Source organism: Segetibacter sp., from assembly GCF_025963695.1.
Taxonomy (GTDB): domain Bacteria; phylum Bacteroidota; class Bacteroidia; order Chitinophagales; family Chitinophagaceae; genus Segetibacter.
In genome coordinates this window covers 1-5,217 of record NZ_JAOQAH010000071.1, presented here as the reverse complement: position 1 = coordinate 5,217, position 5,217 = coordinate 1, and the positions used below count along the sequence as shown (strand labels likewise).

The following is a 5,217-nucleotide window of genomic DNA, read 5'->3' as shown; positions in this document are numbered from 1 at the left end:
GCACCTGAGGTTGTTTTCCTGCCATGGTTTCTGCAATTTGTATTTTTGGGTAGGGCTGCTAACTAAAACGGTACCAGAAAAAGCACAAATGGCCGCTCTTAAGAAGACAATGTAGAAATTTGCTTATGGAAACAAAGATCTATACCGATGAAAAAGTGATTACAGGTATAAACTGTATTACGAACAAAACCCAAGAATTGGTTTTTAAGAATGGAACTCTCTCACATATTCTTGCAACAGATAGCGTCGAAATCAACAACTTGCTTATCGGTTCCGGGTTAATAGACCTGCAAATAAATGGTATCAATGGAATTGATTTTAATAATCCTGCATTAACCCCTGACCAGATTATTGCGGCTACTTATTATTTGCTGAGTAAAGGGGTAACCACTTACCTGCCAACCGTAATTACCAACTCCGACGAAAACATCCTTAAAATTGTTCAAACAATCAACAACGCATGTTTATCAGATTCTCTTGTAAACGATTGTATTTGGGGTATACATTTAGAAGGGCCTTTTATCTCGCCCGTTGCCGGCGCTAAGGGTGCTCATGATGAAAAATATATTAAACCTCCTGACTGGACACTTTTTCAGCAATTCCAGAAGGCAGCAGGTGGAAGGATTAAACTTATAACCATTGCTCCTGAATGGGAAGGTTCTTATTCATTTATTAAAAAATGCAGGGAAAACCACATCCTTGTTTCCATTGGACATTCATTGGCTAATTCAGAAAACATTCGTCTTGCTGTAGCGGCCGGAGCAACTTTATCAACCCATTTAGGTAATGGCGTTCCATTAACATTGCCACGTCATCCGAATGTTATCTGGGACCAGTTAAGCACTGAAGAATTGTATGCTTGTCTCATAACAGATGGCATTCATATTCCTGATTCGTTTATTAAAGTGGTGATAAAAAGTAAAGCAGAAAAAACCCTTATTGTAAGTGATGCCACCTGCTTTGCAGGAATGGAACCGGGAGAATATCAAACCCATATCGGAGGTACCGTTACTTTAAATGAGGATAAAAGAGTATCGGTAAAAAACTCGCCTGGTTTACTTGCCGGAGCAGCTAAAACCCTGTTGGAAAACGTTGAAACCCTTATTGATCACAATCTTGCGTCTCTTAGTGCAGCCTGGCAAATGGCATCTGTAAATGTGGCTGCAATGCTTTCAAAGCATGATGCTATTTTTTCAGATAAAAACGATTTGGTCATATTTTCATTAAAAGGAAAAGAGATTCAAATTGAGACCGTTATTAAGAGGGGAGTGATAGTTTATAAAAAGTAATCTTGTCTTTTTATATTATTGGTTATTGCGATAATTTGGTCTTTAAAATGAAGGAAGCTGAAGTTGAATAGAGAAATTTTAGTTGAACGGAGCGTCGCAATTGGCGATCCACAGAGATATTTGGTTGGCAACAAAATGAGGTTTAAAACATTTAAAGCTTCTGCCGTTGTTGGTAGACTGACCACAACTTTCTGAAATTTTTTTAAAATTATTAATCGAAAACATTGAAAGCAAAACAATATGGATTTGGCATTATAGGCGCAGGTATTATTTCAGACATTCATGCTCGCGCTATAAATGCTATAGAAAATGCAAAGTTGGTTGGAGTTTTTAGTATCAATAAAAACAAGTCTCAGGCTTGGGCCTATAAGAATAATTGTACTTCTTATGATAGTTTGGATGAGATGGTTAATAACCCTGAAATAGATATAGTTTGTATCTGTACTCCCTCGGGGATACACTTTGAGCCTGCAATAAAATGTATTGAAGCAGGTAAGCATTGTGTAATTGAAAAGCCCCTCGAAGTAACGCTTGAAAAATGTGATCGCATTATTGAAGCCAGTGATAGAGCAGGTGTAAAAACAGCTGTTATTTTTCCATCGCGCTTTTATGAAGCTAGTAAACAGGTTAAAAAAGCGATAGATGAAAACCGGTTTGGAAATATGGTTTTAGGGGATGCTTACGTAAAGTGGAGCCGAAGTGAGGCATACTATAATTCTGCTGCATGGAGAGGTACATGGGAACTGGATGGGGGTGGAGCGCTCATGAACCAAGGTATTCATTCTGTTGATTTATTACAGTGGTATATGGGACGTGTTGAGTCGGTTCAGGCTATGTCGGCGAATGTAAAGCATAAAGGAATTGAAGTGGAGGATACAGTTGTATCTACCTTGAAATTTGCCAATGGCGCATTGGGTACAATAGAATGTTCTACGGCAGTTTTTCCGGGAACATTTAAACGGGTTGAAATAATGGGGACATCAGGAACAGCCATCCTGGAAGAAAGTAGTTTAATAAAATGGCAGTTTGAAAAAGAAGCAAGTGAAGACGAAACGATCCTAAAAAATATGTCTACGGGAAACCTTTCCCATGGCGGTGTTTCCAATCCTGCAGATATAAGTTTTGCCGGACACCAAAGGCAATTGGAAGACATGATACTTTCCATTGAAACAGGTAAAAAGCCTTTAATAGATGCAATTGATGGTCGAAAATCAGTAGAGATTGTATTGGCTATTTATGAAAGTTGCCGTACCGGAAGGAGAGTTGCGTTGCCCGGTTTGTAAGCGCTTTTGCCAGGTCCAGGCTTTCTTCTTGTTACTGGTATACAGTTATATTTTGATTTGTTTGGGAACAAATAGAACTATCATTTTTTTTCTTTTGCTAAAAAAGTTAGTATTTTTGTTTCTGAAAATGGTTTTGCTAAAAACCGTCATTAATATAATGAAAGCTTCAAAAGCCGATACTATTGCACAGTTACAAAGAGACATTCTTCCCTTACAGGGATATAAACCTGTAACCGGTAATATTGGTTTTGATGCGGGGCTTGGAATTATAAAAGAGGCTTTCCCAAATGCATCATTTCCTTTAGGAGCTATCCATGAGTTTTTTTGCACCGGAGCAGAAGATGCCTCTGCCACAAGTGGATTTATAGCTGGTATAGTGTCTGCGATTATGCAAAAAGGTGGAGTAGCGCTTTGGATCAGTGCATCTCAAACAATTTTTCCTCCTGCCTTAAAAATGTTTGGAATTGGGCCTGAAAAAGTCATTTTTATAAACCTTACAAAAGAGAAAGAAATTTTATGGGTGATGGAAGAAGCACTCAAGTGCGAAGGGCTTGCAGCAGTAATTACAGATACACCTGAAGTGAGTTTTACGGCAAGCCGAAGATTTCAATTGGCGGTTGAGCTGAGCCGGGTCACAGGTTTTATCATCCGCCGTAACCCCCGCAACCTCGCTACTGCCTGTGTTACCCGTTGGAAAATTTCACCTCTGCCTTGTATATCTAATGATGGTTTGCCGGGTGTAGGTTTTCCAAGATGGAATGTAGCATTATTGAAAGTTCGCAATGGCACTCCTGGTATTTGGCAGGTAGAGTGGAGGGGAAGGTTTAGGCATGTACTAAGATTAGCTTCTATAAATAAAGCGCAGCAAAGAAAAGCAGTGTAATGGAACGGCGATTTGTTTCAATATGGTTCCGGTATTTATCAACCGACTGGTTCACCCTTCGAAAGCCGCAACTCGGCAATAAAGCTTTGGTATTAAGAACGCCTTCTCATGGTCGAATGGTAGTGACTGCTGCAAATGCTTTAGCCGAGGCACAAGGAATTTATGCCGGAATGGTATTGGCGGATGCAAGAGCAATTCTTCCGGACCTGGAAGTGCTTGATGACATAACTGACTTAGTCACCAAACTCTTAAAACGTATTGCCGAATGGTGTATTAGATTTACCCCGATTGCAGCCATTGACCCTCCTGATGGTATTATACTCGATGTTACAGGTTGCTCACACTTGTGGGGCGGTGATGAGCCTTATTTAAACGATATAGTTACAAGGTTAAAAAAGCGAGGTTATTATGTACGTACTGCAATAGCGGATACAATAGGTGCTGCATGGGCAGTGGCACGATATAGCAACCGAACTTTTATCATTCCTTCAGGCCAGCAAAGTGAAACCTTGCTTACTTTGCCTTCTGCAGCGCTTCGTTTAGAGCCTGATACAATAGAACGTTTGCAGAAATTGGGTCTCCGGCAAATCAAAGATTTTATTGGTATGCCTAAGTCGGCACTCCGTCGTCGTTTTGGTAGTCATATTATTACCCGGATAAACCAGGCATTGGGAGTTGAAGAGGAATTTATTCAACCTGTACAGCCAATTGAACTGTACTGTGAAAGGCTACCTTGCTTAGAGCCGATTGTAACAGCTAAGGGTATTGAAATAGCCTTACAGCGATTACTTGAAGCTTTGTGTAAACGTCTTCAAAAAGAGCAAAAAGGTCTTCGTGCCGCAAAGTTCAAATGCTACAGGGTGGACGGAAAAATTGAGGAGATACAAATCAATACAAATGCTCCATCTTATAATGTAAAACATCTTTATAAGCTATTTGAAATAAAAATAGTCACTATTGAACCTGATCTTGGGATAGAGTTATTTGTATTGGAAGCTCCGATAGTCGAAGATCATTCTCCATCTCAGCAGCAATTATGGGAGGCAATGTATGGCCTTCATCATATTCAATTAGCAGAATTAATGGATCGTTTGTCAGGAAAAGTTGCTTCCATTTCCATTAACCGTTATCTACCCGATGAACATTACTGGCCGGAACGATCAATAAAACAAGCTTCCTCTTTACAGGAAACAACCTCCACAGAATGGAAGGTTGACCGACCAAGACCTATGCACCTTTTGGCGACACCTCAAAGTATCCAGGTAGCGGCACCGGTACCAGATTATCCTCCTATGAACTTCCGTTATAAAAACAAACTTCATAAAATACTAAAAGCAGATGGGCCAGAACGAATAGAGCAGGAATGGTGGATACAAGACGGGCAACATCGTGATTATTACGTTGTAGAAGATGAAGAGGGTTGTCGTTATTGGTTGTTTCGTTCGGGGCATTATGATGAGGATTATGAATGGTTTATTCATGGATTTTTTGCTTAGTTCTTTTTATACAAGGAAGCTTGACAAACTTAGGATGTCGTTTAAGTATTTGTGCTTTGAAACAGGTTTAGAATATTTCCTTTTTTGCTTGCCCCCTCAAAACAAAAAAAGGCCTCCGAAAACGAAACAGCCGGTTTTGGGATTTGGTATTTCAATTTGGCTTTTGTAGTACTGTGGTGAAGATCATTTGTTCCTTGATGCTTTGACTGTTTATTGACCTCATTTATTTAGAGAACAAAAAAGAATAAGCATGAAATACAAATGTT

Annotated in this window: 4 protein-coding genes; all 4 read left to right on the top strand. The window is 39.6% G+C overall.

What is annotated here, in order from left to right; genetic code table 11:
* Positions 1-125 precede the first annotated feature (125 nt).
* The 4 genes from JWR87_RS12430 (at position 126) to JWR87_RS12415 (ending at position 4,951) form a co-directional block, all read left to right on the top strand.
* The gene (locus tag JWR87_RS12430) at positions 126-1,289 is read left to right on the top strand and encodes a hypothetical protein (RefSeq protein WP_297820505.1); all 1,164 of its coding nucleotides are present in this window, start codon (positions 126-128) and stop codon (positions 1,287-1,289) included.
* A gap of 224 nt (positions 1,290-1,513) precedes the next feature.
* Complete coding sequence (locus JWR87_RS12425) at positions 1,514-2,572, top strand: Gfo/Idh/MocA family oxidoreductase (protein ID WP_297820502.1); 1,059 nt, start codon at positions 1,514-1,516, stop codon at positions 2,570-2,572.
* 157 nt (positions 2,573-2,729) lie between these two features.
* Positions 2,730-3,455 carry an Error-prone repair protein ImuA gene (locus tag JWR87_RS12420; RefSeq protein ID WP_297820499.1) on the top strand — a complete coding sequence of 242 codons (726 nt, stop codon included), beginning with the start codon at positions 2,730-2,732 and terminating at the stop codon, positions 3,453-3,455.
* Positions 3,455-4,951, top strand: a complete 1,497-nt coding sequence (locus tag JWR87_RS12415; protein WP_297820496.1) for a DNA polymerase Y family protein — start codon at positions 3,455-3,457, stop codon at positions 4,949-4,951. Before JWR87_RS12420 ends, JWR87_RS12415 begins: the two co-directional genes overlap by 1 nt.
* Positions 4,952-5,217: the final 266 nt, after the last annotated feature.

Coding starts and splice junctions, on each gene's coding strand:
- JWR87_RS12430 (WP_297820505.1), top strand. CDS start 126: ATGGAAACAAAGATCTATACCGATGAAAAAGTGATTACAGGTATAAAC.
- JWR87_RS12420 (WP_297820499.1), top strand. CDS start 2,730: ATGAAAGCTTCAAAAGCCGATACTATTGCACAGTTACAAAGAGACATT.
- JWR87_RS12415 (WP_297820496.1), top strand. CDS start 3,455: ATGGAACGGCGATTTGTTTCAATATGGTTCCGGTATTTATCAACCGAC.